Source organism: Paracidovorax sp., from assembly GCF_057642795.1.
The window spans coordinates 1-25,222 of record NZ_JBXYZY010000001.1 but is presented as its reverse complement, the minus strand read 5'-3'; the positions used below and the strand labels follow the sequence as shown (position 1 = coordinate 25,222).

Genomic DNA, 25,222 nt, shown 5'->3' with positions numbered 1-25,222 from the left:
CGCCCTGCGGGAAGGCAGCCGAGAGTGAGAAAAGCCGCTATCCGGCGGACACGCCACGCGGAGCGTGCCCGTGCGCTTTCGGCGCGATGGGCCAGTGCGGCAGTGGAGCCAGGGCCCGCCGCTTCAGTCGCGGAACATCTCGAAACCGGCGCGGCGCTGCCGGATGCGCCAGCCCTCGGCCGTGCGCACGAAGCGGTCGGCGAAGAAGCCCAGCCGCTGCCGGGGCTCGGCCGGGCGGCCATGCGGGCCAGGCTCGGTGCCCGCGTCGGCCGTCCACACCAGCACGCGGCTGGTGGCGCTGGCTTCGCCGCCATCGCCGCCATCGCCGCCATCGCCGCCATCGCCGCCATCGCCGATGGCGCCGATGGCGCCGTCGAACACCGTGCCCAGCACCATGTGGGCGGTGATGCGCCCGGCAGGCCGCTGGCGGTAGGACTGCTCGATCGCCGCGCGGCCTCTGATGGCGGGTGCGCCTGGGCGCACCAGTTCGGCATCTTCGGTGAAGAGCGCGGCCAGCGCCGTCGCATCGCCCGCATCTGACAGCGCGGCCGAGCGCAGCACCAGCGTGCGGCAGGCCTGCTCGCTCAGCAACGCCAGCAGGTCGGCGGAAAGCGACGGGGATGGGTGCTCGTCTTGCATGGCGGCGAGGTTCTCAGCAGCAGCCCGACGCTGCAGGGGGCTTCAGGCGCTGGTAGCGGCCCAGCACCGGGTGGCGGTCCAGCCCCAGCAGCTGGATGGCGTTGCGCTTGAGGATCAGCGGGCGCACCTCGGGACGGATGTCCAGCGCTTCGAAGTCCTTGAGCCAGCGGTCCGGCGTGATGACCGGGTAATCGGAGCCGAACAGCACCTTGTGCTTGAGCAGCGTGTTGGCGTACTGCACCAGCTGCGGCGGAAAGTAGCGCGGCGACCAGCCCGAGAGGTCGATGTACACATTGGGCTTGTGCGTGGCCACGGCGAGCGCGTTGTCCTGCCAGGGAAAGGACGGGTGGGCGATGACGATGGGCATCACCGGAAAGTCCACCGCCACGTCGTCAAGGAACATGGGGTCGGAATACTTCAAGCGGATGCCGCCGCCACCCGGCAGGCCGGCGCCCACGCCCGTCTGCCCGCTGTGAAAGATGGCCGGCAGGCCGGCTTCGGCGATGGCCTCATAGACCGTGTAGGCCGCCCGGTCGTTGGGGTAGAAGCCCTGGGCCGAGGGGTGGAACTTGAAGCCGCGCACGCCGTGCTCGGCCACCAGGCGCCGCACCTCGCGTGCGCCCATCTTGCCGCGCATCGGGTCGATGCTGGCGAAGGGGATCAGTACGTCGGGGTGGCGCGCCGCGTCTTCGGCGACCTCTTCGTTGGTGATGCGCGCCTGGCCGGTCTCGCGCTCGGTATCGACCGGGAAGATCACCGCGAGCATGCGGCGCTCGCGGTAGTAGGCCGCCGTCTCGTCGATGGTCGGGCGCGGCAGCGACTGCTTGAAATACGCGTCCATCGCCGCGTCGATGGCAATGGCGACTTCGTCGGGCGGATTGCGGGTGGATCGCGTCGCATGCGTGTGCATGTCGATCGCGACCACCTCATCGAGGAAGTCGGTGCTCACCGCACGACCACCAGGGCGTCGAGCGCGAGCACGCCCCGCCCTTCGCCATAGGCCACCAGCGGGTTGATGTCGATCTCGGTGATGTCGGGACGCGCCACCATGAGCGCGCCCACGGTGGCCACGGCCTGCGCCACGGCCTGCAGATCGGCCGCCGGGGCGCCGCGGAAGCCCTGCAGCAGCTTGGCGCCCTTGAGCGCGCGCAGTCGCGAGACGATGGCCGGCAGCGGCAGGTCGGCGGCGATGAGCTGCACATCCCCCAGCGCCTCCACCCAGATGCCGCCCAGCCCCACCATCACGACCGGGCCCCACTGTGGATCGCGCACGGCGCCGATCACCAGCTCCACGCCGCGCTCGCCCATGGCCTCGACCAGCACGCCGTCCAGCACCAGGCTGGCGTCGTGGCGGCGGATGTTGTCATGCAGCTGCTGCCAGCCGGCGCGCAGCGCGGCCTCGTCCCGGATATTTAGCAGGACGCCGCCGGCCTCGGTCTTGTGGGCCAGGCGCCCCGCCTGGGCCTTGAGCACCACCGGGTAGCCGATGCGCGCCGCCACGGCCACGGCCTCGTCGGGCGTGCCGGCCAGCGCGCCGGCCGGCGTGGCCAGGCCCGCCGCGCGCAGCAGTTCCTTGCCCTGCCATTCGGGCAGCGTGCCCGAAGGCAGCGCGGGCAGGCCGGCGAGCGCAGGCGCGGCGGCGGCCGCTGCCTTGGCCTGCCATTCGGCCTGCAGCCGGCCATGGCGGGCGAAGCGCGCCAGCGCGCGCAGGGCGCGTTCGGGCGAACGCATCAGCACGGTGCCGGAGCGCACGGCCATTTCCTGCACGGCGGCAGGCAGCGGCACGCCTTCGTTCTGCATCACGAAGATGGCGGGCTTGCTGCGCCCCTTCATGCCCTGCAGGAAGGAGTCGAGCCACACCGGCGCCAACTGCGGCGAAGGCATGGGCAGCGACACCAGCAGGCTGCCGATGGCCGGGTCTTCCTGCTGGGCGATCACACCCAGGCCAATCAAATCGGGGCGGGGATCGACCAGCGTGCCCAGGTCCAGCGGGTTGCGCGGCGGCGTATAGACGGGCAGCTGCTCGCGCAGCGATTCGGCCTGCGCGGCGGACATGGGCGGCATGCCCAGCTCCAGCGGCTCCAGGTAGTCGAGCGCGATGCCGCAGAGCGCACCGGAGGCGGTGATGAGGCCCAGCCCGCCCACGGGCGGCACGGGAAAGCGCAGCATCAGCTCGCCCAGGTCGATGGCTTCTTCCAGGCTGTCCACCACCAGCACGCCGGCGCGTTCCACCGCCAGGCGCATGGCCGCATGGTTGCCGGCCAGGGCCCCGGTGTGCGAGCTGGTGGCCTGCTGCGCGAGTTCGCTGCGACCGGGGTGCAGCAGCACCACGCGCTTGCCCGCGGCACGCATGTCGGCCAGGGCCTGCAGCACTTCGGGCACGGAGCGGATCTGCTCGGCATAGATCACCGCCGTGGCGGTGGCCGGGTCGCGCGCCAGGAAGCGCAGCACCTCGGCCACGCCGATCTGCGCCTCGTTGCCGGTGGCCAGCACATAGGAAACCGGCACGCCGCGCGACTGCAGCGCGGCCGACACGTGCACGCCGATGCCGCCGCTTTGCGCGATCACCGCCACGGCCGGGCCGTCTTCAGGACGCAGGCGGGGTGGCAGCGTGAGCTTGACCATGGAGACGTGGAAGCCATCGACGTTGTTGAAGAAGCCGATGGTGTTGGGGCCGAGCAGGCGCATGCCGCCAGCGCGAGCGGTGTCGGCGATCTCCTGCTGCTTGGCACGACCCTCGTCGCCCATCTCGGCGAAGCCGGATGCGAAGCACACGGCCGCGCGCACGCCGCGCGCCACGCAGGCCTTGACGGTGTCGAGCACCACGTCGGACGGCAGCAGCAGGATGGCCAGGTCCACGCCCTCGGGCAGCTCGGCCACCGTGGTCTTGACGGTGCGGCCTTCCACCTCGCCGCCGCTGCGCCCCACCAGGTGCAGGTCGCCGTCGAAGCCTGCCGTCAGCAGGTTCTGCAGCACCACCAGGCCGGCCGAGCCGGGCTTGGTGGACAGGCCCACGATGGCCACCGAACGCGGCGCCACCAGGGGTTGGAGATCGTTCGTCAACGTCACTTGCGCGTCCATCATTGGACTCCTTCGTTTGCTTGGGGGGTGACCTTGCCGGCGCGCTTTTGCAGGAAGGCCTGCATGCGGGCCTTGGCTTCGGCGTCGGACTGGGTGATGGTGGCCATCAGGCCTTCGGTCATGAGGCCGTGCGACATGGGCTGCTCGGCGATCAGCGGCAGCGCATGCATGATGGCGAAGTTGGAAAGCGGCGCATTGGTGGCGATGCGGGCGGCCAGCTCCATGCCCTTGCGGAGCCCTTCGCCCGCGGCCACGACGTGGTGCGCCAGGCCCACCGCCAAGCCCTCGTCGGCGGTATAGACGTGGCCGGTGAGCATCATCTCGGCCACGCGCGAGGCGCCGATCAGCTTGGACACCCGCACCGACCCGCCGCCGCCCAGGAAGATGCCGCGCTGGCCTTCGGGCAGGCCGAAGTAGGCGCCCTGTTCGGCCACGCGCACATGCGCCACCGAGGCCAGCTCCAGCCCGCCGCCGATCACCGCGCCATGCATCACGCACACCACGGGGCAGCGGCCGAACTGGATGCGCTCGAACGCCTCGTACCAGACGCGCGAGTGCATCAGGCCCTCGGCCGGCGAGGTCTCGGCCAGCTCGCTCAGGTCGAGCCCGGCGCAGAAATGCTCGCCCGCGCCGTCCAGCACGACCGCGCCGGTTTCGGCAGGCAGGTGATCGAAGGCACGGCGCAGCTCGGCGATCACCTGCAGACTGAGCGCATTGCGCTTGTGCGGCCGGTTCAGGGTCACGCAGGTCACGGCACCGTGGTGGCTCACGCGGACGTGTCGGTAGGCGTTCGGTTCTTGGGACATGGCGTGCATCGGGGCTCGGGCTGAAACATGGAATCCAGCATCACAAACAAATGATTAGCTTGGATAACGTTTTTTCATCGTAGCCGAATGCCCCCGGCCGGAACTCGGGGCAAACCCTATGGACGGGCGCATGCCAAGGGGGCACCCCTGCGGGGCCGATGGATCGCGGCGCTGCTAACCGCGTTCCAGGCGGTACGCCAGTTGGGCGCGGCTCAGGCCCAGCAGCCGGGCAGCGGCCGAGAGGTTGCCGTCACACGCCTGCACCGCCTCCTGGAGCAGCCGCGCTTCCAGCTGCGGCAGGTTCAGCGAGGGCGCGGCGAGCGCATCGCGCAGGTGGGCCAGCAGGTTGCCCACGCCCAGCGCGCCGCCGCCTTCGCCTTCGCCCGTATCCACCAGCCCGCCGCGATCCGATAGACCCAGCACCGGCAGCGCCGCGCGCGCCTCGCCCCGGAACATGTGGTGGACGTCGATCGCGCCGCCCTCCTCCGCGCTGATGACGCCGCGCTCGATGAAGTTGAGCAGCTCGCGGATGTTGCCAGGCCAGTCGTAGTGCAGCAGGGCCCGCACTGCCCGGGCGCTGAAGCCCGCCACGCGCCGGCCGTGCCTGCGGCTTTCGCGCTGCAGGAAGTGGTTCATCAGCAGTGGAATGTCCTCGCGCCGCTCGCGCAGCGGCGGCAGGTGGATGGGGAAGACGTTGAGCCGGTAGAAGAGATCCGCGCGGAAGCGCCCCGCCTGCACCTCGGCCTGCAGATCGACGTTGGTGGCCGCCACGAGCCGCACATCGACGTGCAGCACCCGCGTGCCGCCCACGCGCTCGATCTCGCCCTCCTGCAGCACGCGCAGCAGCTTGGCCTGCGCCGTCAGGCTCAGCGTGCCAATCTCGTCGAGGAACAGCGTGCCGCCGTGCGCGCGCTCGAAGCGGCCGGGCCGCGCCGACGTGGCCCCGGTGTAGGCACCCTTATCCACGCCGAACAGCTCGGCCTCCCAGAGCGCCTCGGGAATCGCCGCGCAGTTGACGGCCACGAAAGCCTGCTGCGCGCGCGTGCTGCTGCCGTGCAGCCGCCGCGCGAAGGCCTCTTTGCCCACGCCGGATTCGCCGGTGAAGAGCACCTCCGCCTGCGTGCGCGCCACGCGGTCGAGCAGGTGGCAGGCCGAAACGAAGGCGGGCGATGCGCCCACCACCGCATGGCGGTCGGCGGAGGCGCCGCCGGGTGCGGCCTCGTGCGGCGCCGGCTGCCCGGGCGTGGCGGCAGGCACGGCCGGCGCGCCCGGCCGTACGCGGGCGCGGAAGTCGTGCGCCTCCAGGTAGCGCAGGTCTTCGCTGATGTCGCCCCAGGCGGCCGCGTGCCGGCCCACCACGCGGCAGGCTGCGGCGCCGGTGGCGCGGCATTCGACCTCGCGGAAGATCACCTGCTGGCCGAACAGCGTGGTGACGTAGCCCGTGGCATAGCCGATCTGCTGCCAGCAGGCCGCATCGGCGCCGATGCCGTAGGCCGCGATGTGCTCGTCGTCCTCGCTCGAATGCTCCCAGATGAATTCGCCGGCATAGACGCCGCGGTCGATGTCGAAGTCAAAGGCCACGGGCGTGACCTTGACCATGCCCTCCAGCGCGTGCAGCCGCGCGCCGGCCATGAACACCGCTGCGGCATCGCCCTCGGGCCAGCGCGCTCGCACCAGCTGCGCGTCGCGCGCGCCGCTCACGTAGCCGGCGCGGGTGAGCAGGCCGCGCGCGCTCGCCAGCCCCAGCGTGTCGATCAGCTCGCGCCGCAGGTGCCCGAGCGCCGCGCTGTGCATGAGCAGCATGCGCTGGTCGTCGAGCCAGATGCGGCCGTCGCCGGGCGAAAAGCAGAGCGACTCGGTGAGATCGGCCAGCGTGGGCGCGGCGGCGCTGGCCGACCAGCTGAAATGCCCGCTGTCGCCGCGCCGCAGCACGGAGCTGGACTGGCGCGCCATTTCGGCCAGGGAGATGCGTTCTTGCGCCTGCGGGGTTTTCATTTTTTCGTGAAATCCATCGATCTGGAGCCGTGGCTCATTTGCTGATTTGCGCCATTCGCGCCCGGCCACCATGCTGTCACGGACCGGGCGCGAGCGGCCGTTCGGCATACCCGGGAAAGCCCTGAGTTCCGCGTCCGGCCCCCAATGAAGTCGGCCGGCCGTGAAGCCGCGCGCCGCCCGGATGCTGCAGTGCAGTACCCGCCGCTGGCATGGGCACTGCAATGCAAGGCCGGCAGCGAAGGCCGCGCGCCCCGAGCCAAAGCAACCATCACACGCCCCTCAGAGGAGACATTCGCATGACATCCACCTCCCGGTTCCTCTCGCCAGAGCGCTGGAGCCAGCACCTTTTTTGCGGCGGCTGGCAGCCGGCGCCGGAGCGGCTCGACATCGTGGAGCCGGCCACCGGAAAGCTGCTGGCCACCACCGGCCAGGCGCGCCCGCAAGACGTCGCCCCCGCCGCCACGCTCGCGCAGCAGGCCCAGCCCGCCTGGGCCGCCCAGGCTCCGCGCGAGCGGGCCGCCGTCTTCCACCGCGCCGCCGCCCTGCTGCAGCAGCATTTCGACGAACTGGCGCTGTGGGTGACACGCGAGACCGGCGGCGCGCTGTTCAAGGGCCAGCACGAGGTGCGCGAAGCCATCGCCTTCTGCCTGCAGGCCGCCGCCATGCCGATGCAGGCGCAGGGCCAGGTGCTGCCCAGCACGCCGGGCCGGCTGAGCCTGGCGCAGCGCGTGCCGCACGGCGTGGTCACGGTGATCTCGCCGTTCAACTTCCCGCTGATCCTCACGCTGCGGGTGGCGGCGCCGGCGCTCTCCACCGGCAACGCGGTACTCATCAAGCCCGACCCGCGCACGCCCGTGAGCGGCGGCCACCTGATCGCGCAGCTGTTCGAAGCGGCCGGCCTGCCGGCGGGCGTGCTGGGCGTGCTGCCCGGCGGGGCCGACGTGGGCGAGGCGCTCATCACCGCGCCGGAGGTGGGCATGGTCTCCTTCACCGGCTCGGCCGGGGCCGGGCGGCGCGTGGGCGAGCTGGCGGCGCGGCATCTGAAGAAGGCCTCGCTGGAGCTGGGCGGCACGAATTCGCTGGTGATCCTGGACGATGCCGACCTGGACCTCGCGGCCAGCAACGCGGCCTGGGGCGCCTGGCTGCACCAGGGGCAGATCTGCATGGCCTCCAACCGGGTGCTGGTGCATGAATCCATCGCGCCCGCGCTCATCGAACGCCTGGTCGCCAAGGCCACGCACCTGCCCGTGGGCGACGGCGCGACGGGCCGGTTCCCGCTGGGGCCGCTGATCGATGCGCGCCAGCGCGACCGCGTCCACCAGACCGTTCAGGAGGCCGTGCAGGCCGGCGCGCAGCTGCTCGCGGGCGGCACCTACGAAGGGCTCTTCTACCGCCCCACGGTGCTCACCGGCACCCGCGCCGGCATGCGCGTGCACGACGAAGAAGTCTTCGGCCCGGTGCTGAACCTCAACACCTTCCGCAATGACGACGAGGCGGCCGAGCTCGCCAACGCCCACCGCGGCGGGCTGGCCGCAGCCGTCATCACCCGCTCGCTGGAGCGGGGCATGGCCCTGGCGCAGCGGCTGCGTGCCGGCATGGTCCACGTCAACGACCAGACCGTGAACGACGACGCCACCAACCCCTTCGGCGGCCCCGGCATCGCGGGCAACGGCAGCGTGCACGGCGGCCCGGCCGACTGGGAGGCCTTCACCACCTGGCGCTGGCTGACCGTCAAGCAGGCCGCGCCCGCGTATCCGTTCTGACCCCATCCGTTCCGAGCCATCCACAACGACAGGAGACAACACCATGAACCTCATCGGCAAGACCATCGTCATCACCGGCGCGTCATCAGGCATCGGCGCGGAAACCGCGCGGCTGATGCGCCAGCGCGGCGCCCGCGTCATCGGCGTGGACCGCAACGCGCCGCAGCTGACGCTGGACGGCTTCGTCCAGGCAGACCTATCGGAGCCCGCCGCCATCGACGCCGCCGTGCAGCAGCTGCCCGAGCGCATCGACGGCCTGTGCAACGTGGCGGGCGTGCCGGGCACGGCGCCCGTGCAGCTGCTGGAGCGCGTCAACTACCTGGGCCAGCGCCACCTGACGGAGCGGGTGGTAGAGCGCATGCCGGCTGGCGGCAGCATCGTGCAGGTCTCGTCCATCCTGGGCCACTTCTATCCCGAGCGGCTGGCGCAGCACAAGGCGCTGGCGCAGGCGCAGGGCTTCGAGGGCGGGCAGGCGTGGCTGAACGCGCACCCGGTAGCGCAGAAGGGCTGCTACGAGTACTTCAAGGAGGCGCTGATCGTCTGGACCCTGCTGCGCGCGCAGAGCCTCTTTCGCGAACGCGACGTGCGCATGAACTGCGTGGCGCCCGGGCCGGTGTTCACGCCCATCCTGGGTGACTTCGTGACCCAGCTGGGACAGGAGCGCGTCGATGCCGACGCCACCCGTATCAAGCGCCCGGCCTTCGCCGACGAAGTGGCGCCGGCGCTGGCCTTTCTCTGCAGCGATGACGCGCGCTGGATCAACGGCGTGAACCTGCCGGTGGATGGCGGCTTCGCGGCCAGCTATCTCTGACCGGCCGCGCCCTGCGGCGTCCTACGCACCGCCCTGCCCGCTGCCGACACCGGCGGGGCCGGGCACCGGGGTCTGATCAGGAGAGCCACGACTTCCACTCCCCCGAAAGGTCCGCCATGCCCACCACCGCCTGGAGCGCCAAGCGCGAACGCCAGTACGAGCACATCAAGGAAAGCCTGCAGCAACGCGGCCGCAGCACCAGAACGGCCGAGGAGATCGCAGCGCGCACCGTGAACAAGGAACGCGCGCAGCACGGCGAATCAAAGACCGCGAACCCCAAGACCCTGCACGACACGCCGGCGCCCGTGCGCGGCGGACGCCGTTCGCACACCGGCGCGCAGGGGCGCACACGCGAGCAGCTCTACGAAGAGGCCCGCCGCAAGGGCATCGCAGGCCGCTCGAAGATGAACAAGGCCCAGCTGCAGGACGCACTGGCGCGCTGACGGCGCGCCGCGCATTAGCTATACTTTTTGTAGCGCATTGCCCACCAACCACCGGCACAGCGGGCTGTCACGCCTTCCAACGGGAAGCAGAGCGTGCAGCCCACATGGGCAGCGACAGCGCCCATGGCAGAGCCCTGCACCGCCGCGAGCATCCCGCCCCGGATGCCGCGGGCGCGCGCCTTACCCTTTGCTCACCCCTCGAACTGCGGATGCGTCTGCCGTATGCGCGCCATGGCGATGCCTGCCGCTGCCGTGCGCGTCTCGACTCCCAGCTTCACATAGACGCGCTCCAGGTGCTTCTTCACCGTGGCCGGGCTCGATCCGAGGATGTCGCCGATGTCGCGGTTGGTCTTGCCCTTGAGCAACCAGTAGAGCACCTCGGCCTCGCGGGCGGTGAGCTTGAAGCCCAGCGCCAGGGCTTCGATCACAGCAGCGTCGGACACCTCGCGCATCACGATCAGCCAGTCGCCGCCGCCCTCGCTGTCGCCGGTCTGCTGGTGCAGGCTGAACGACAGGCGCCGCGCGCCGCGCTCGACCACCAGACGCGGCGGCTCGATCTGCTGGGCGGCGAAAGCCGGCACCTGCGGCAGCACCCCGCGCAGCCAGTCGGCCACCGGCTGGGGCGTGGCCGCGGCCGCATCGGGCGCGGCATCGTCGGGCGGCGGGAAGTATTCGCGCAGCAGCGTGCGCGCCAGACCGGTCTGCCACATCAGCCGCCCATCACTCGCGCGCACGGTGATGCTGGCGTAGCCGAACGCGTCCAGCGCATTGCGTGCCTGGCCGGCCTGGCGCATGTCCTGCCGGGCGCGGCGCGCGCCCTGCAGATGGACGTTCATGCGCGCCAGCACCTCCCGCGGCTTGATGGGCTTGGTGACGTAGTCCACACCGCCGGCGGCGAGTGCGGCCTCCAGGTGCTCGGTCTCGGTGAGCCCGGTCATGAAGATGATGGGGATGTGCGCGGTGCCGGGCGCAGCCTTCAGGCGCCGGGCGACCTCGAACCCGTCCATGCCGGGCATCATGGCGTCGAGCAGCACCACGTCGGGCATGGCCTGGGCAGCGCGGGCCAGCGCGGTCTCACCGCTGGTGGCGACCAGCACGGTGTAGCCCGATTCGTCCAGCGCGTCGTGCAGCACGGCGAGGTTGTCGGGCACGTCGTCCACGATCAGCACCACATCGGCGCTGTCGCGGTCCATCAGGGGCGCGGCGCGCGGGGCCGGCACGGGTTCGGGAGGCAATGAGACGGCGGTCATCGGGCTGGGGAAGAGGGATGCAGGAGGCGGGCCAGCGCCTCGAACTGGAACTGCCGCGCCAGCGCGCGCGCCTGGGCCACCCAGTCGGCGCATTCGGGCTGCGCGGCCTCGATTTCGGCCAGCTGCGCCATCACGCCCCGGTAGTAGCCCAGCTCCAAGGCCTCGGCCAACGGGGCGAGGCGCACCGCATCGGGCGGAATAGGCGCTGGGGCGGGGGACTGTGGCAGCACCTGCGCGGGTGCCAGGGGCGCCTCCTGCAGCCACTGCAGCGACAAACGGCGCTCCAGCCAGTCCAGCAGTTCGCTGTGGCGCACCGGCTTGACGAGGAAGTCCTCGGGCTTGATGCCCGCGTCGTTCTCCAGCCCCTTGTCGAAGGCGTTGGCCGACACCACGGCCACCTGCGTGGCGGTGTGGCCGGTGGCGCGCAGGCGGCGGATGGTCTCCCAGCCGTCGATGCCGGGCATGGCCAGGTCCATGAAGACCGCATCGGGCCGGTAGCCGGCGGCCAGCAGGTCGAGCGCGTCGTGGCCGCTCGCGGCAGTGCGCAGCTCGAAGCCCAGGGGAGCGAGCAACTGCACCAGCAGCTCGCGGTCGGGCTCTTCGTTGTCCACCACCAGCAGGCGCCGGCGCGGGCCTGCATAGCCGCGCCGCAGGGGGCGCGGGCCGGCGGCGCGCAGCTCGGACGCGCCCAGGGCGCCGGGATGGACTTCGGGCAGGAAGAGCCGGATGCGGAACAGCGCACCCGCGCCGGGGCTGCTGGCCACCGTCATCTCGCCCCCCATCAGCTCGGTCAGCATCTTGGCGATGGTCAGCCCCAGGCCCGCGCCGGGCGCCGCGCCCTGGCTGCTGGCCGCGCCGCGCTCGAAGGGCTCGAAGATGCTGGCGCGCTCGGCATCGGTGAGACCCGGGCCGCTGTCCTCGATCTCGATCAGGGCCAGTTCGCGCGCATGCCGCACACCCAGCCGCACATGGCCGGCGGGCGTGAACTTGATGGGGTTGCCGATCAGGTTGATGAGGATCTGCCGCACGCGCTTGTCGTCGCCGCGCACCACCTCGGGCAGCACGCCCTGCGGGTCGAAGCGGAATGCGAGGCCCTTGGCGCGGGCCTGGGGCTCGAACATCTCGACCATCTCGTGCACGCAGTCGGCAAAGCGCATGGGCCGCACCTGCAGCGTGAGCTTGCCGCTTTCGATGCGGGCGATGTCCAGCGTGCCTTCGATGAGCGTGAGCAGATGCTCGCCTCCGCGCCGGATCACCCCCACGGCCTGCCGGCGGTGAGGCGGCACGGACGGGTCTTCGCCCATCAGCTGCGCATAGCCCAGGATGCTGTTGAGCGGCGTGCGCAGCTCGTGGCTGATGGCGCTGATGTAGCGGCTCTTGGCCTGGTTGGCCTGGTCGGCCAGGCGCCGGGCGTCCTCGGCCTCCTCGCGCGCTTCCTCGGCCACGCCGCGGGCCTGCTCGGCCGTACGGCGGGCTTCCTGCAGAGCCTGGTCGGTCTGCCGGTGCAAAGTGATCTCGCGCTGCAGCAGGTGGGTCTGGCGGTTCGATTCCTCCTGCGCCACCTTGCGGCTCTTGTGCGCCAGCACCAGCCACCAGGCGACGATGCCCGAGATGACCAGCAGCGCCAGATAGGCCTTGAGCAGGCCCGAGCGCAGCGCTGCAGCACTCGCGGCGCGCACGCCCAGGGCCTGCGTCTCCTGGTGGTAGAAGAGGCCGAACACCGCCGCCAGCAGCGGTGCGATGACCAGCATCAGCAGCAGGAAGTGGCCCAGCCCCGAATCGAGCAGCCGCCAGGCGCTGCGCGGCAGCAGCCAGCGCAGCGCGCCGGCCCACTGCACGGCCAGGTGCGCGTGGGGCTTGCACATGTCGCCGCAGCGCGCATCCAGCGTGCAGCACAGCGAGCAGATGTGGCCCCGGTAGGCGGGGCAGTGGGCCATGTCCGGCGCCTCGTATTCGCGCTCGCAGACCACGCAGCGCAACATGGCGGGCAGTGCGGCCGTGGCGGCCCCCACGCCCGATCCACCGCCGCCGCTGCAGCAGCCTTCGCAGCCCCCCTGGCCGCAGGCCTGCACATCCAGCCCGGTCCGCGCGAGGTAGTAGCGCCCGCCGGTCGCCCAGGCGATGGCCGGCGCCGCGACGAAGGCGGTCACCATCGCGATCACCGCCGAGAACGCCTGCGCGCCCGGCCCGAAAAGGCCCAGGTGCGCCACCACCGAGAGCAGCGAGGCCAGCGCCATCGCGCCCACGCCCACCGGGTTGATGTCGTAGAGATGGGCGCGCTTGAACTCGATGCCCGGCGGCGACAGGCCCAGCGGCTTGTTCACCACCAGGTCGGCCACCACCGCCATCATCCAGGCGATGGCGATGTTGGAATACAGCCCCAGCACCTGCCCCAGCGCGGTGAACACGTTCATCTCCATCAGCATGAAGGCGATGAGCGTGTTGAACACCACCCACACCACGCGCCCCGGGTGGCTGTGCGTGAGGCGCGAGAAGAAGTTGCTCCACGCGAGCGATCCCGCATAGGCATTGGTCACGTTGATCTTGATCTGCGAGACCACCACGAAGAGCGCCGTGGCCGCCACCGCCCAGCGGTAGTCCGAGAACACGTAGCCGTAGGCCGCCAGGTACATCTGGTTCGGGTCCACCGCCCGCTCGGGCGGCACGCTCAGGCCGATCGCCAGATAGGCCAGCAGCGCGCCCCCCAGCATCTTGAACACGCCCAGCACCACCCAGCCCGGCCCTCCGGCCAGAACGCCCGCCCACCAGCGCCAGCGGGTGGCGGGCGTGCGCGCCGGCATGAAGCGGAGATAGTCGGCCTGCTCCCCCATCTGGGTGATGAGGGCGATGCCCACGGTGAGTGCCGCGCCAAAAAGGTGCAAATCGAAGGTGGCCGAGCCGCCAAGATCGCCGGAATAGTGCGCAATGCCCGCAAATGCACCAGGATCGCGCGCGAGCACGAAGCCGAAGGGCACGAGCAGCATCAGCAGCCAGATAGGCTGTGTCCACACCTGCAGCCGGCTGATGGCCGACACGCCGTGGGTGACCAGCGGAATCACCACGAGCGCGCAGAGCAGATAGCCCCAGGCTGGGGGAATGTCCAGCGCCAGTTCCAGCGCATAGGCCATCACGGCGGCCTCCAGCGCGAAGAAGACGAAGGTAAAACTCGCGTAGATGAGCGAGGTGAGGGTCGAGCCGATGTACCCGAAACCCGCGCCGCGCGTGAGCAGGTCCATGTCCACGCCGTAGCGCGCCGCATAAACACTGATGGGCATGCCCGCCAGGAAGATGATGAGCCCCGTCGCCAGGATGGCCCAGAAGGCATTGGCGAAGCCGTACTGCACCAGCAGCGTGGCGCCCACGGCTTCCAGGATCAGGAACGAGGCCGCGCCGAAGGCCGTGTTGGCGACCCGCCAGGCGGACCACTTGCGGAAGCGCTGCGGCGTGAAGCGCAGCGCGTAGTCCTCCAGCGTCTCGCTGCCCACCCAGCTGTTGTAGTCGCGGCGCACCTTCACGATGCGCTGCGGCGCCTCGCCTTCTGCGGGCGTGGCGTCGTCATGCGCAGTGACCAGGCGAGCGGGAACGGGGGCGGAACTCACGCCCCGCAGGTGCAGCATTCATGCCACCCGCTGGCGTCGCACGGACGCGCAGGAACTCGGCGCGGTCATCGCTCTCCGCCTCGCCCGGCGTGGGGCGCTCCCTGCCGGCGCCCCTCCGCCGCGCCCCGCCCGGGGCATGGCACGACGTCCGGATGGCAGCGCGGCACACGCGGGCAATTGGCAGGATTCCTGCTTTACGATGCCCGTCCCGCTTGAGGCGACCGACGGACTCCCCATGGAACTGACCCCCCGCGAAAAAGACAAGCTCCTCATCTTCACCGCCGCCCTGCTGGCCGAGCGGCGCCGCGCCCGCGGGCTCAAGCTGAACTACCCCGAAGCCATGGCCCTCATCAGCGCCGCCGTGATGGAAGGCGCGCGCGACGGCAAGACCGTGGCCCAGCTGATGAGCGAGGGGCGCGCCGTGCTCACCCGTGACGACGTGATGGAGGGCGTGCCCGAGATGATTCCGGACATCCAGGTCGAGGCCACCTTCCCCGATGGCACCAAGCTCGTCACCGTACACCAGCCCATCGTCTGAACCGCCGCGACGGCCCTACACCACTCCAGCGCCGATCCCACCTAGGCATACCGCTATGAAAAAAGAAGCACGACTCTCCATCGCCTCCCGCACGGCACTCGCCCTGGGTGCGCTGCTGATGCTGCCTGCGCTGGCGCTGGCCCACCCCGGCCACGGCGCCGACGGGTTTCAACATGCCAGCGCCCGCTTCATGGATGGTCTGCTTCACCCCTTCTCCGGGCTGGACCACCTGGCCGCCATGCTGGCCGTGGGCGTGTGGAGCGCGCTGGCCGTGCGCCCCGTCTGGCTGGCCCCCGCCGCCTTCGTGACCCTGCTGACGGCAGGCGCCGCCACCGGCTTCGCGGGCGTGGTGGTGCCGGCGGTGGAACCCATGATCGCCACCTCCCTGCTCGTGCTGGGCCTGCTGGTGGCCTGGCGCCGCCATCTGCCGCTGGCCGTTGCCGCCGGCGTGGCGGGCGTGTTCGCGTTCTTCCACGGCGCGGCGCACGGGGCCGAGCTGGCGGGCGGCAGCCAGTGGCAGGCGCTGGCCGGCATGGTCATCGCCACGGCCGCGCTGCATGCCACGGGCGTGGTTCTGGGCCGCGTGGTGATGGCGCGCCACCGCTGGATGGCCGTGGCAGGCGGCGGCGCCACCGCGCTGCTGGGCGTGTCGCTGCTGGCCCAGCTGGCCTGAGTCACGCCACGCCAGCCCCTCACCCCTACGACAGGCCCCGCCATGATCCCAGGTGAACTCCTCATCGACGAGGGCGAACACGCCCTCAATACCGGCCGGCGCACGCTGAGCCTGGTGGTACGCAATGCGTCGGACCGGCCCATTCAGGTCGGCTCGCACTACCACTTCGCCGAGACCAACGGCGCGCTGGAGTTCGACCGCGCTGCCGCGCACGGCATGCGCCTGAACATCGGCAGCGGCATGGCCGTGCGCTTCGAGCCCGGCCAGCAGCGCACCGTCGAACTGGTGGACTACGCGGGCAGCCGCGTGGTGCACGGCTTCCGCGGGCTGACCCGGGGCCCGCTGGATACAGCGGCCTCGGGCTGAGCCCACGCCCCACCGCAATCAGAACGAGAACACCCAGGCCCCGCCCGAGCGCCGGAGAAACCCCATGGCTACCCTTTCCAAACGCGCCTACGCAGAGATGTTCGGCCCCACCGTGGGCGACCGCGTGCGCCTGGCCGACACCGGCCTCATCGCCGAAGTGGAGCAGGACTACACCCTGCGCGCCGGCGCCTATGGCGAAGAGGTGAAGTTCGGCGGCGGCAAGACCATCCGCGACGGCATGGCGCAGAGCCAGCGCACCCGCACCGAAGGCGCGCTGGACACGGTGCTGACCAACGCGCTCATCATCGACCACTGGGGCATCGTCAAGGCCGACATCGGCCTGAAGGACGGCCGCGTCGCCGCCATCGGCAAGGCCGGCAACCCCGACACGCAGCCGGGCGTGGACCTCATCATCGGCCCGGGCACCGAGATCATCAGCTGCGAGGGCCTGATCGTCACGGCCGGCGGCATCGACAGCCACATCCACTTCATCTGCCCGCAGCAGATCGAAGAGGCCCTGGCCTCGGGCATCACCACCATGCTGGGCGGCGGCACGGGGCCCGCCACCGGCACGCTGGCCACGACCTGCACCTCCGGCCCCTGGAACATCGAACGCATGCTGCAGGCGGCCGACGCCTTCCCGATGAACATCGGCTTCCTGGGCAAGGGCAACGCCAGCCAGCCGGCGGCGCTGCGCGAGCAGATCGACGCCGGCGTGATCGGCCTGAAGCTGCACGAGGACTGGGGCAGCACGCCCGCGGCCATCAGCAACTGCCTGGACGTGGCCGACGAGACCGACACGCAGGTCGCCATCCACTCCGACACGCTCAACGAAAGCGGCTTCGTCGAGAACACCATCGCCGCCGTGGGCGGGCGGGGCATCTGCGCCTTCCACACCGAAGGCGCGGGCGGCGGCCATGCGCCCGACATCCTGCGCGTGGTGGGCGAGGACAACTTCCTGCCCTCCTCCACCAACCCCACCATGCCCTACACGGTGAACACGCTGGACGAGCATGTGGACATGCTCATGGTGTGCCACCACCTCGACGCGGCCATCGCCGAAGACCTGGCCTTCGCCGAAAGCCGCATCCGCCGCGAGACCATCGCCGCCGAAGACGTGCTGCACGACCTGGGCGCCATCAGCATGATGAGCAGCGACAGCCAGGCCATGGGCCGCGTGGGCGAAGTCATCCTGCGCACCTGGCAGACCGCCCACAAGATGAAGGCCCAGCGCGGCGCCCTGCCCGGCGATGGCGAGCGCAACGACAACACGCGCATCAAGCGCTACGTGGCCAAGTACACGATCAACCCCGCCATCGCCCACGGCATGAGCCACGAGGTGGGCAGCATCGAAGTCGGCAAGTGGGCCGACCTCGTGCTCTGGAAGCCGGCCTTCTTCGGCGTCAAGCCCTCGATGATCCTCAAGGGCGGCATGATCGCCATGGCCGCGATGGGCGACCCCAACGCCTCGATCCCCACGCCCCAGCCGGTGCACTACCGGCCCATGTTCGGCGCCTTCGGCGGGGCGCTGGCGCGCAGCTCGCTCACCTTCGTCTCGCAGGCCGGGCTGGCGAACGGCATCGGCGAACGCTTCGGCCTCGCCAAGCCGCTGTCGGCCGTGAAGAACATCCGCGGCGTGCGCAAGCAGCACATGGTCCACAACGGCTACACGCCGCGCATGGAAGTCGATGCGCAGACCTACACCGTGCGCGCCGACGGCCAACTGCTGACCTGTGAGCCCGCCACGGTGCTGCCCATGGCGCAGCGCTATTTCCTGTTCTGAACCGGCGCGATGGAGCCACGCCCCCACGCTGCGCCGGCCGCCTTGCGCATCCGCCGGGACGACCTGGCCGATCCGCACATCGCCGCCTTCCTGCAGGAGCACCTGGCGGACATGCACCGCATCTCCCCGCCCGAGAGCGTGCACGCGCTCGACCTGGACGGCCTGCGCCGCCCGGAGATCCGCTTCTGGAGCGCGTGGCTGGACCAGCCGGACGGAGGCGACCGCCTGGCCGGCACGGTGGCGCTCAAGCGGCTGGATGCCGGCCATGCGGAACTCAAGTCGATGCGCACGGCCGCCGACCTGCGCGGACAGGGTATCGCCGCCCGCATGCTGGCCCACGCCCTGGCTGAAGCACGTGCCGCAGGGCACGCGCGCGTCAGCCTGGAGACCGGCAGCCAGCCCTTCTTCGCGCCGGCGCGGGCGCTCTACGCACGCCACGGCTTCGAAGACTGCGCGCCGTTCGGCAGCTACGGCCCGGACCCCGCCAGCCACTTCATGACGCGCCTTCTCTAGCAACGTGCTCCAAGGCCCCGCCACGCGCGGACGCCGGACAATGGCGGCTTGCCGCCCCCATGAATTCCACGACGACATGCTGACCACCAACAAACTCCTTCCCCAGGGCCACGGCCTCGCCCCCGTCCTGCTCAAGCGCGCCGCCACCGTCGAGCTCGACTGGGACGTGCGCCAGAAAAGCCGCTTCGCCGCCACGGATTCCACCGGGCGCGAACTGGGCGTGTTCCTGCCGCGCGGCACCGTGGTGCGCGGCGGCGACGTGCTCGTGGCCGAAGACGGCAGCATGGTCCGCGTGATCGCAGCCCCGCAGTCCGTGCTGCGCATCACCCACTGCACGCAGCACGGCTCGTCCTTCGACCTCCTCCGCGCCGCGTACCACCTGGGCAACCGGCATGTGCCCATCGAGCTCGCGCCCACCTATCTGCAGATCGAGCCCGACCACGTGCTGGCCGACATGCTGCGCGCCATGCACCTGATCGTCACTGCGGAGCAGGCCCCGTTCGAGCCGGAGAACGGCGCCTATGGCGGCGGCGGCCACCACCATGGGCATGACCACGCACACGGGCATGGGCACAAGCACGGCGACCATGCCCACGCTCACGACCACAGCGAGTGCGGCCACGAACACCACCACCACGGCCACTGACCTCACCGTGACGGCCCCCCCGCCCGAATCCGCCCTGCCGCCCGCCAGCCTGCTGCAGCTGATCTGGCTCGCCTCGCCCGCACTCCCGGTGGGCGGCTTTTCATATTCCGAAGGGCTGGAAGTGGCGGTGGACCGCGCAGGCGTCACCACCGAAGCCGCCGCCGCCGACTGGCTGGCCGCGCAGCTGCAGCTCACCCAGGCACGCGGCGACATGGCCGTGCTGCAGCAGGCGCTCGCCGCCTGGCGCGACGGCGACCACGCCCGCGTGCGCGCCTTGAACGACTGGGTGTTGCAGACCCGCGAGAGCAGCGAAATGCGCCTGCAGACCGAGCAGATGGGCCGCTCCTTCGGCGACTGGCTGCGCAACCAGCATGCGGGCGACGCCGACCGGCTGCGCGACGTGGCCCTGCTCGCCGCCCTGCCACCCACCTACCCCATCGCCTTCGCGCTCGCGGCCGCCGCCACGCAGGCCGGCGCGCGCGACGTGCTGCTGGCCTATACCTTCGGCTGGGCCGAGAACATGGTGCAGGCCGCCATCAAGGCCGTGCCGCTGGGCCAGAGCGCGGGCCAGCGCATCCTGTCGCGGCTCGCCGCCGCCATCCCCCATGCGGTGGCCGAGGCCTTGCAGACGGGCGACGCCGAGCGGCAGGCCTTTTCCCCCATGCTCGCCATTCTTTCGGCGCAGCACGAAACCCAGTACTCGCGCCTATTCAGATCCTGAGGACTGCATTCCCATGACCGACAAGCCACACACCGCCTCCGCACACGCCACGCCGCTGCACCACATCCCGAACCGCACCAAGACCCTGCCCCCGTTGCGCGTGGGCATCGGCGGCCCGGTCGGCTCCGGCAAGACCACCATCCTGGAGATGCTCTGCAAGGCCATGCGCGACAAATACGACCTGGTCGCCATCACCAACGACATCTACACCAAGGAAGACCAGCGCCTGCTGACCGTCAGCGGCGCGCTGCCCGCCGAGCGCATCATGGGCGTGGAAACCGGCGGCTGCCCGCACACCGCCATTCGCGAAGACTGCTCCATCAACCTGGAGGCCATCGACCGCATGCTGGCCCACTACCCCGACGCCGACATCGTCTTCGTCGAAAGCGGCGGCGACAACCTGGCCGCCACCTTCAGCCCCGAGCTGAGCGACCTCACCATCTACGTGATCGACGTGGCCGCTGGCGAAAAGATCCCGCGCAAGGGCGGCCCCGGCATCACCAAGAGCGACCTCTTCGTCATCAACAAGACCGACCTGGCACCCCACGTGGGCGCCAACCTGGAAGTGATGGAGGCCGACACCCGCCGCATGCGAACCACGGCGCAGGGCCTCAAGCCGTTCGTGATGACCAACCTCAAGACCCTGCAAGGCCTGGAAGACGTGATCCAGTTCATCGAACACAAAGGTATGTTGAATGCCGGCTGAGCGGCCCAGCACCGCGCACGCGGGTCAGCGCGGCTAGAATGCCGACCTTGCTGCAGCATCCGGAGACTTGGGTGAGCGGTTTAAACCAGCAGTCTTGAAAACTGCCGACGGGCAACCGTCCGTGAGTTCGAATCTCACAGTCTCCGCCAGCCTTTATTAAGTTGTTGATTTGCCGACAAGTCCTTGAAAATCAAGGACTTGTAATCGGAAGGTGTGCCAAGCATGTGTGCCACAAGAAATCAACGCGAAGTGCCCGAAAACTTTTACCGGCCCGACAACGGCCGCACACTGAACTGGTACGTTCGGCTTGTTCCTCCGACCCCGCTAAAAGGCATGCCAGGGGTACGCGAGTTCCGCAAGTCCACAAGAACATCCGACCTTCGGCGGGCAAAAGTTGTAGGCGCCCGGCTTATCGCCGACAAGCGGGCGGAATGGGATCAACTGCTTGCAAAGGCCAAAGGGCCAGCCATCGGCCCGCGCATCCTGACGTCGGAGCTCATCGACCACATCTGTGCGCGGCGCCTTTACCACTGGATGCGGCTTGACGACAAGGCCCGCTTTGAGGGTGAGGGCTACAACGAGGCCGAGGGTGCGGCACTGGCACATCTCTGCCAAGTCACTGACCAGTCGATGCGGTCGGTGGTGCAGCGTGGCAAGGCATCACCCGAATGGAGCAATGTGCTCGAAGCTATCGACCACTGGTGCACTCAGATTGAATGCCCGGTCGAGCGGACGGACACGCTATATCCGCAACTCGTCCGAGCATTTGCCGAGGTCGAACGCGACGGTGCAGGCCGCTTGCTTCGTCGCACTGAAGGCGAGGCTGTCGCCACGCCATCAAAGCCGGACACAAAGGGGGCGGCACTACTCAGCGCCATGAGTGAGCCGTATCGCGAGTACAAGCGGCAAACCGCTGGAGTCAAGCACCTCGGCACGTCGGTCGGCATCTGGTCGCGCCTGATCGCCCACATGGGCGATGTGCCGCTCTCATCGGTCAAGGGCGCCGACCTGTACGAGTTCCTTGAGGCTCGCATGCGTGCGGAAGACAAGCCCTGGTCCATGAAGCACGCGCATGGGCTGGTCAAGCGCACGCTGCGCGAGGTATTCGGCCTGGCGCGTACGCGGGCCTTGCTTGAGGGAGCGAACCCGGTCGATAGCATGGAAGTCATGCCTATGCTGACCGTGCAAGAGGAGCGGGCGCGCATGAAGCCGCGCCACCCCTTCACCGACGCTCAGCTCACTACCCTGTTCACATCGGATTGGTACCGGGCAGGCGCCAACCGTTGGCGCGGCAAAATGGGACGTGACCTGGCAGCCCGTTATTGGGTGCCGCTGGTTTGCCTGTTCCACGGCAACCGGGTCCGCGAAGTGCTCCAGCTCGTCGCCTCTGACATCGGCACCGCTGCCGCCGTGCCAGTAGTGCACTTTCGTGCAGAGCTGGAAGGCGAACAGGCCGACCTGCTCGCCGCAGGCGCGGCGCGCAGCGTCAAAAACGAGGCGACCGAGCGGGTGGTCCCCTTGCATCCCACGCTGTGCGCATTGGGCTTCATCGAGTTCGTCCGGCAACGCAGACAGGCCGATGGCGAGCACGCGATGCTGTTCCCGTCAAGTCTCCCGACGCCAGGTGGCAAGAACCCAATCCTCGGCCGCGCATACGAACAAGCCTTCCTGCGGTATGTGCGCGACGAACTAGAGTTCGGGCGGGGCTTCGGCAATCACAGCTTCCGCCACCAGCTTGAGGACCGCATCCGCGATGCGCAGAAGCCCGGTCAACAGTGGCCCGCAGGCATGGCGCAAACCTACACCGGCCGCAAGCGCGTACGTGACCAAGATGTTGGACTCATCGAAACGGAGGGCAGCGAGTCCGCCTACGGCAAAGGCCACGGCCCGGCTCTGCTGCTGGAGTACGTGAAGACCCTCAGCTTCGACGGCGTGACGCTACCGCCACCATTCGAAGCATGGATGGGCGGACCGCGCACTGACAGCCTCTAAGACCGAAAGAGTACCGTACCGCAAGTCGCGCAGACATGCCGGCGTCGGTAGGAGTCGAACGAGTGAAGAAACAAGCGCCCGCCGCCGCACTTGTGACAGCGGCAAAGGCCATCCTTGACCAACCCTGGGTGCTGCTCGCTGTACTCGTCAAAGGTAGGCAAGCTGCCGTACGCTCGCCAGTAGTCCCACACGTTCAAGCCGACGATACCGGCGACAAGGGCCATGAACCCCAGCAGTGCGTGAGTGTCATTGGACATTAGCGGCCCGTTTGAAACTGGTGCAAATAGTCGGCGGCGCACGGGTTGTTGGCTTCCATCAGTCTTCTCCTTTAGGGCTGGGGGTCCGTGATGGCACCTCTGCCCGTTGGCGAAACCGGGGGAAGAAAAGGGCAATGGCCGCAGGCCAGGCCGGGGCACTACCCCGCCTGCACGCCAGGAAGGTGGGGAGGGACTGGCTGAAGGGTCCGCGCGATCTCGCGCGGACTGAACCATTGCCCGCCGCGAGGGGCTGGCCCCTGAGGAAATAAAAAAGGGTCCTTCACGAAATCCGAACCAAACATTGAGGACCTAGATGATTCCTAACGACTCCAACACGCCGCGCGAGGGCTTCACGCCCGAGGGCTGCATCGCCACCATTCCGCCGCAGAGCGCGCGCAGCTGCGAACTGGTCATAGAGGCACTGGCCCGCGAACTAGCCTCAGTCAATGGCCTGCTGGTCAGCGCCCTAGAGCACCACATCCACGACTTCAGCACCTCAGACGAGGTGCGGCACGACTGCAAGTACACGCAAGGCTGGCGCCGTGCCCAACAGCTCCTGACCGAATTGCAAGAGGACTGGCCGCACCTGGACGTGTGACGCCGCAGCCTCTCGGCGGATTCAGCCACCCGGGTCGAACAGGGCCGCCTCGAATGCTGTCCACGCCGCACGACGCAACTCACTGGCCTCCAAGGCAACAGTCTTTGAGGCCTTCACCTTCTCGCCCATCGAATCCATCAGCTCGCGCTGCGTGACAATGTCGGGTACTGGGAACTGCAAGCCGAGCAAGGCCGGCTTTGATATGTTCTTCATCGTGGGGGAAGTGCCCGTCAGACGGGTCTCAATTTGCTCCCTAACTGTCGGCAACTTCATTACGGCAGCCAAGTATCGACCGTCAAGTCGTCCGTCCTCCTTGAACACCACGCGGAAGAGTTTGTCGCACAGCATCAGCCTGGGCCGTGTAGCCTCGACGTACCCGCACGCACCGACGTACCGCGTCACGTTGGCGCGGCTGATGATGACGTCGCCCACTTTGACCTCGTAGCGCGGTCGCGGCGTAAGCTTTGCGGGTAGCTCCTTGTTCTCCTGTTCATTGAAGTATCCGAACGATACAGCGCCCACCTTCAAAACGCCCCAGCGCTCGGGCGCAGCGCGATGGTCAAGACACTGAGGGCTCCAACCGTTCTCAAGGTCATCAACCAAGTCGCCGAGGGTCAAGAGAGGCCACTTTGCCTTTGCATGCTCGGGCTGGGCGATGGCTCGCAAAACCCCTTCATGGCTCCACCGCTCCACGTCCTTGAAGCGGGCTATGAAGGCTGGGCGGTCGGGCAGCGGTGGCGGCGGTGCCACCCCAAGCGCCTCTTCGAAAGCACGCTGGCAATCTTGCGAGATACGCATTGCGTCGGCCTCTTTGCTTGCCGCCTGGGTCAGCGCAGCCTCATAGGCCGTCACTAAGGCATCCTGCTCTTCGAGCGTCGGCACGGGTACCGTCAAGCTCAGAAACGCCTCGGGCGTGACGCGCTTGCGCCCGCTAGTGCCTGATGCCTGGCGTCGCAGATCATGACGGAAGTGCTCGGCACGCAGCAGGTAATGCAGGAAAGCAGGCCGCAGTTTCGTCAGGTCCGGCACCATCACCGGATATTCAGGCGTCAACACCACCTTGGGCATGGTCGCCGGGATGAGCCCGACCGCGCCGTTGCGGGCGTCAATCTTGGAGAACACTACGTCGCCGGGGTAGGCCGCGAACATGGCACCCTTGAAGGCTTCCACGCGGTCGCGGGGAAGCACCTCGCCTGAGAATTTGATGGTGATGGGCTGCCAATCATCCAGCCCACCCGTGACTCGCACGGGTTCCTTGCGCTCGGTCAGCAGCTCGCGCAACGGTACCAGCGGGAATCCGCTTGTGCGGGCCTGTGCCGCCTCGGTCTCAATCCAACGCTCGATTTCCCTCCACCGCCGGATTACGCAGTGGAGGGTTCCGGAAAATTTGGCTGCGCTTCCTCGGGAGCGCCCTTGCCCAGCCAGTGTTTAAACTGGCGAAACTGCTCCAACGTGCTCGTCAAGTCATTGGTAACGCCCTCGCCCGTCTCACCTGTGGAGGTGATGCCGACCGCCTTGGGTGCCGCCACGAACACCGGGTAATCGAACAGCTGGCGCAACCGCGCCCAGAGTGCGGCAGTGTGGGCAGCATCCACATCTCGGTACTTGCCTTTCAGCTCAGACAGCAGGTCATCGCCTGCTTTGGAAACCACAGCCAATGCAGTCTGTACGTCGCGCTTGAGTGAGGCCTTGTCCTTCCCTGCGGCCGTACCCACCCACAAGGGCTTGGCCTGCTGTGTCGGCCCAACGCCCAACGGGTACGCGGGGGCCTTACCCTGCGTCCACTTGGGCAAGGCACGAATTACACCCAGCCCAGCCAACTGATTCAGCAGCGCCGCCGATGTCGGGTCATCGCACGAAACGATGCGGTGAGCATAGGCCGCGTGCAGGTCATTGCGCTGGGCGTCAAACGTGGGATCAAGCTCCTTCTTAGCTTGTTCCCACGCGGCCTTCCATGCCGCTGCCTGAATCGCCCCGGGTTTTCTAGACACCTCTGAGCCTCAAACCTGAGGCCCAATTGGAGGTGCCATGAGTAAACAGAG

At 69.1% G+C, this 25,222-nt stretch carries 22 protein-coding genes and 1 tRNA gene; 14 read left to right on the top strand and 9 right to left on the bottom strand.

Annotation, left to right across the window (positions count from 1 at the left end; all coding sequences use genetic code 11):
* Window positions 1–123 precede the first annotated feature (123 nt).
* The 5 genes from AC3A84_RS00115 to AC3A84_RS00095 form a co-directional block, all read right to left on the bottom strand.
* Window positions 124–639, bottom strand: a complete 516-nt coding sequence (locus AC3A84_RS00115) for a nuclear transport factor 2 family protein (RefSeq protein ID WP_487967741.1) — start codon at window positions 637–639, stop codon at window positions 124–126.
* 13 nt (window positions 640–652) lie between these two features.
* Window positions 653–1,549, bottom strand: coding sequence for an amidohydrolase family protein (locus AC3A84_RS00110; protein WP_487968207.1), 897 nt, complete (start codon window positions 1,547–1,549; stop codon window positions 653–655).
* 35 nt (window positions 1,550–1,584) lie between these two features.
* Window positions 1,585–3,720, bottom strand: coding sequence for an acetate--CoA ligase family protein (locus AC3A84_RS00105; protein ID WP_487967740.1), 2,136 nt, complete (start codon window positions 3,718–3,720; stop codon window positions 1,585–1,587).
* Window positions 3,720–4,526: a crotonase/enoyl-CoA hydratase family protein gene (locus tag AC3A84_RS00100; RefSeq protein WP_487967739.1), complete on the bottom strand. Its 807-nt coding sequence runs from the start codon at window positions 4,524–4,526 to the stop codon at window positions 3,720–3,722. The genes AC3A84_RS00105 and AC3A84_RS00100 overlap by 1 nt, the downstream gene beginning before the upstream one ends.
* Before the next feature lie 174 nt (window positions 4,527–4,700).
* Window positions 4,701–6,521 carry a sigma 54-interacting transcriptional regulator gene (locus AC3A84_RS00095; RefSeq protein WP_487967738.1) on the bottom strand — a complete coding sequence of 607 codons (1,821 nt, stop codon included), beginning with the start codon at window positions 6,519–6,521 and terminating at the stop codon, window positions 4,701–4,703.
* A gap of 290 nt (window positions 6,522–6,811) precedes the next feature.
* On the opposite strand from AC3A84_RS00095, the gene AC3A84_RS00090 reads away from it, so the two are divergent.
* From AC3A84_RS00090 to AC3A84_RS00080, 3 genes are all read left to right on the top strand, one after another.
* Entirely contained in the window at window positions 6,812–8,284 is a 1,473-nt protein-coding gene (locus tag AC3A84_RS00090) for a benzaldehyde dehydrogenase (protein WP_487968206.1), read from the top strand.
* Window positions 8,285–8,327: 43 nt separating this feature from the next.
* Window positions 8,328–9,095 carry a coniferyl-alcohol dehydrogenase gene (locus AC3A84_RS00085; RefSeq protein WP_487967737.1) on the top strand — a complete coding sequence of 256 codons (768 nt, stop codon included), beginning with the start codon at window positions 8,328–8,330 and terminating at the stop codon, window positions 9,093–9,095.
* Between the two features lie 116 nt (window positions 9,096–9,211).
* Window positions 9,212–9,538: a plasmid stabilization protein gene (locus AC3A84_RS00080; protein ID WP_487967736.1), complete on the top strand. Its 327-nt coding sequence runs from the start codon at window positions 9,212–9,214 to the stop codon at window positions 9,536–9,538.
* A 191-nt stretch (window positions 9,539–9,729) separates the two neighbouring features.
* Here the strand turns inward: AC3A84_RS00080 and AC3A84_RS00075 are convergent, their stop codons facing one another.
* Together AC3A84_RS00075 and AC3A84_RS00070 are read right to left on the bottom strand one after the other, a co-directional pair.
* Window positions 9,730–10,788, bottom strand: coding sequence for a response regulator (locus tag AC3A84_RS00075; protein WP_487967735.1), 1,059 nt, complete (start codon window positions 10,786–10,788; stop codon window positions 9,730–9,732).
* Window positions 10,785–14,405, bottom strand: a complete 3,621-nt coding sequence (locus AC3A84_RS00070) for a hybrid sensor histidine kinase/response regulator (protein ID WP_487967734.1) — start codon at window positions 14,403–14,405, stop codon at window positions 10,785–10,787. Before AC3A84_RS00070 ends, AC3A84_RS00075 begins: the two co-directional genes overlap by 4 nt.
* Before the next feature lie 217 nt (window positions 14,406–14,622).
* Between AC3A84_RS00070 and AC3A84_RS00065 the strand changes: the two genes are divergently transcribed.
* The 11 genes from AC3A84_RS00065 (at window position 14,623) to AC3A84_RS00015 (ending at window position 23,180) form a co-directional block, all read left to right on the top strand.
* Window positions 14,623–14,925: an urease subunit gamma gene (locus AC3A84_RS00065; RefSeq protein ID WP_092941848.1), complete on the top strand. Its 303-nt coding sequence runs from the start codon at window positions 14,623–14,625 to the stop codon at window positions 14,923–14,925.
* A gap of 55 nt (window positions 14,926–14,980) precedes the next feature.
* Entirely contained in the window at window positions 14,981–15,598 is a 618-nt protein-coding gene (locus AC3A84_RS00060; protein WP_487967733.1) for a HupE/UreJ family protein, read from the top strand.
* 42 nt (window positions 15,599–15,640) lie between these two features.
* Window positions 15,641–15,964: an urease subunit beta gene (locus AC3A84_RS00055; protein WP_487967732.1), complete on the top strand. Its 324-nt coding sequence runs from the start codon at window positions 15,641–15,643 to the stop codon at window positions 15,962–15,964.
* Window positions 15,965–16,028: 64 nt separating this feature from the next.
* Window positions 16,029–17,747 (top strand): urease subunit alpha, encoded by a 1,719-nt coding sequence (gene ureC, locus AC3A84_RS00050; RefSeq protein ID WP_487967731.1) that lies wholly within the window; start codon window positions 16,029–16,031, stop codon window positions 17,745–17,747.
* A gap of 9 nt (window positions 17,748–17,756) precedes the next feature.
* Window positions 17,757–18,260 carry a GNAT family N-acetyltransferase gene (locus AC3A84_RS00045; RefSeq protein ID WP_487967730.1) on the top strand — a complete coding sequence of 168 codons (504 nt, stop codon included), beginning with the start codon at window positions 17,757–17,759 and terminating at the stop codon, window positions 18,258–18,260.
* A 76-nt stretch (window positions 18,261–18,336) separates the two neighbouring features.
* The gene (ureE, locus tag AC3A84_RS00040) at window positions 18,337–18,906 is read left to right on the top strand and encodes an urease accessory protein UreE (RefSeq protein ID WP_487967729.1); all 570 of its coding nucleotides are present in this window, start codon (window positions 18,337–18,339) and stop codon (window positions 18,904–18,906) included.
* The gene (locus AC3A84_RS00035; RefSeq protein ID WP_487967728.1) at window positions 18,848–19,627 is read left to right on the top strand and encodes an urease accessory protein UreF; all 780 of its coding nucleotides are present in this window, start codon (window positions 18,848–18,850) and stop codon (window positions 19,625–19,627) included. The genes ureE and AC3A84_RS00035 overlap by 59 nt, the downstream gene beginning before the upstream one ends.
* Before the next feature lie 13 nt (window positions 19,628–19,640).
* A complete protein-coding gene (ureG, locus tag AC3A84_RS00030) occupies window positions 19,641–20,333 on the top strand; it encodes an urease accessory protein UreG (protein ID WP_487967727.1) in 693 nt (230 codons plus the stop codon).
* A 61-nt stretch (window positions 20,334–20,394) separates the two neighbouring features.
* Window positions 20,395–20,482 (top strand) — tRNA-Ser (locus tag AC3A84_RS00025).
* Between the two features lie 73 nt (window positions 20,483–20,555).
* Window positions 20,556–22,325, top strand: coding sequence for a hypothetical protein (locus tag AC3A84_RS00020; RefSeq protein ID WP_487967726.1), 1,770 nt, complete (start codon window positions 20,556–20,558; stop codon window positions 22,323–22,325).
* Between the two features lie 570 nt (window positions 22,326–22,895).
* On the top strand, window positions 22,896–23,180 hold the full coding sequence (locus tag AC3A84_RS00015) for a hypothetical protein (RefSeq protein WP_487967725.1): 285 nt from the start codon (window positions 22,896–22,898) through the stop codon (window positions 23,178–23,180).
* A gap of 21 nt (window positions 23,181–23,201) precedes the next feature.
* Here AC3A84_RS00015 and AC3A84_RS00010 read toward each other — a convergent pair whose 3' ends face one another.
* Together AC3A84_RS00010 and AC3A84_RS00005 are read right to left on the bottom strand one after the other, a co-directional pair.
* On the bottom strand, window positions 23,202–24,461 hold the full coding sequence (locus tag AC3A84_RS00010) for a restriction endonuclease subunit S (RefSeq protein ID WP_487967724.1): 1,260 nt from the start codon (window positions 24,459–24,461) through the stop codon (window positions 23,202–23,204).
* Between the two features lie 80 nt (window positions 24,462–24,541).
* Window positions 24,542–25,171, bottom strand: coding sequence for a hypothetical protein (locus AC3A84_RS00005; protein ID WP_487967723.1), 630 nt, complete (start codon window positions 25,169–25,171; stop codon window positions 24,542–24,544).
* Window positions 25,172–25,222 lie beyond the last annotated feature (51 nt).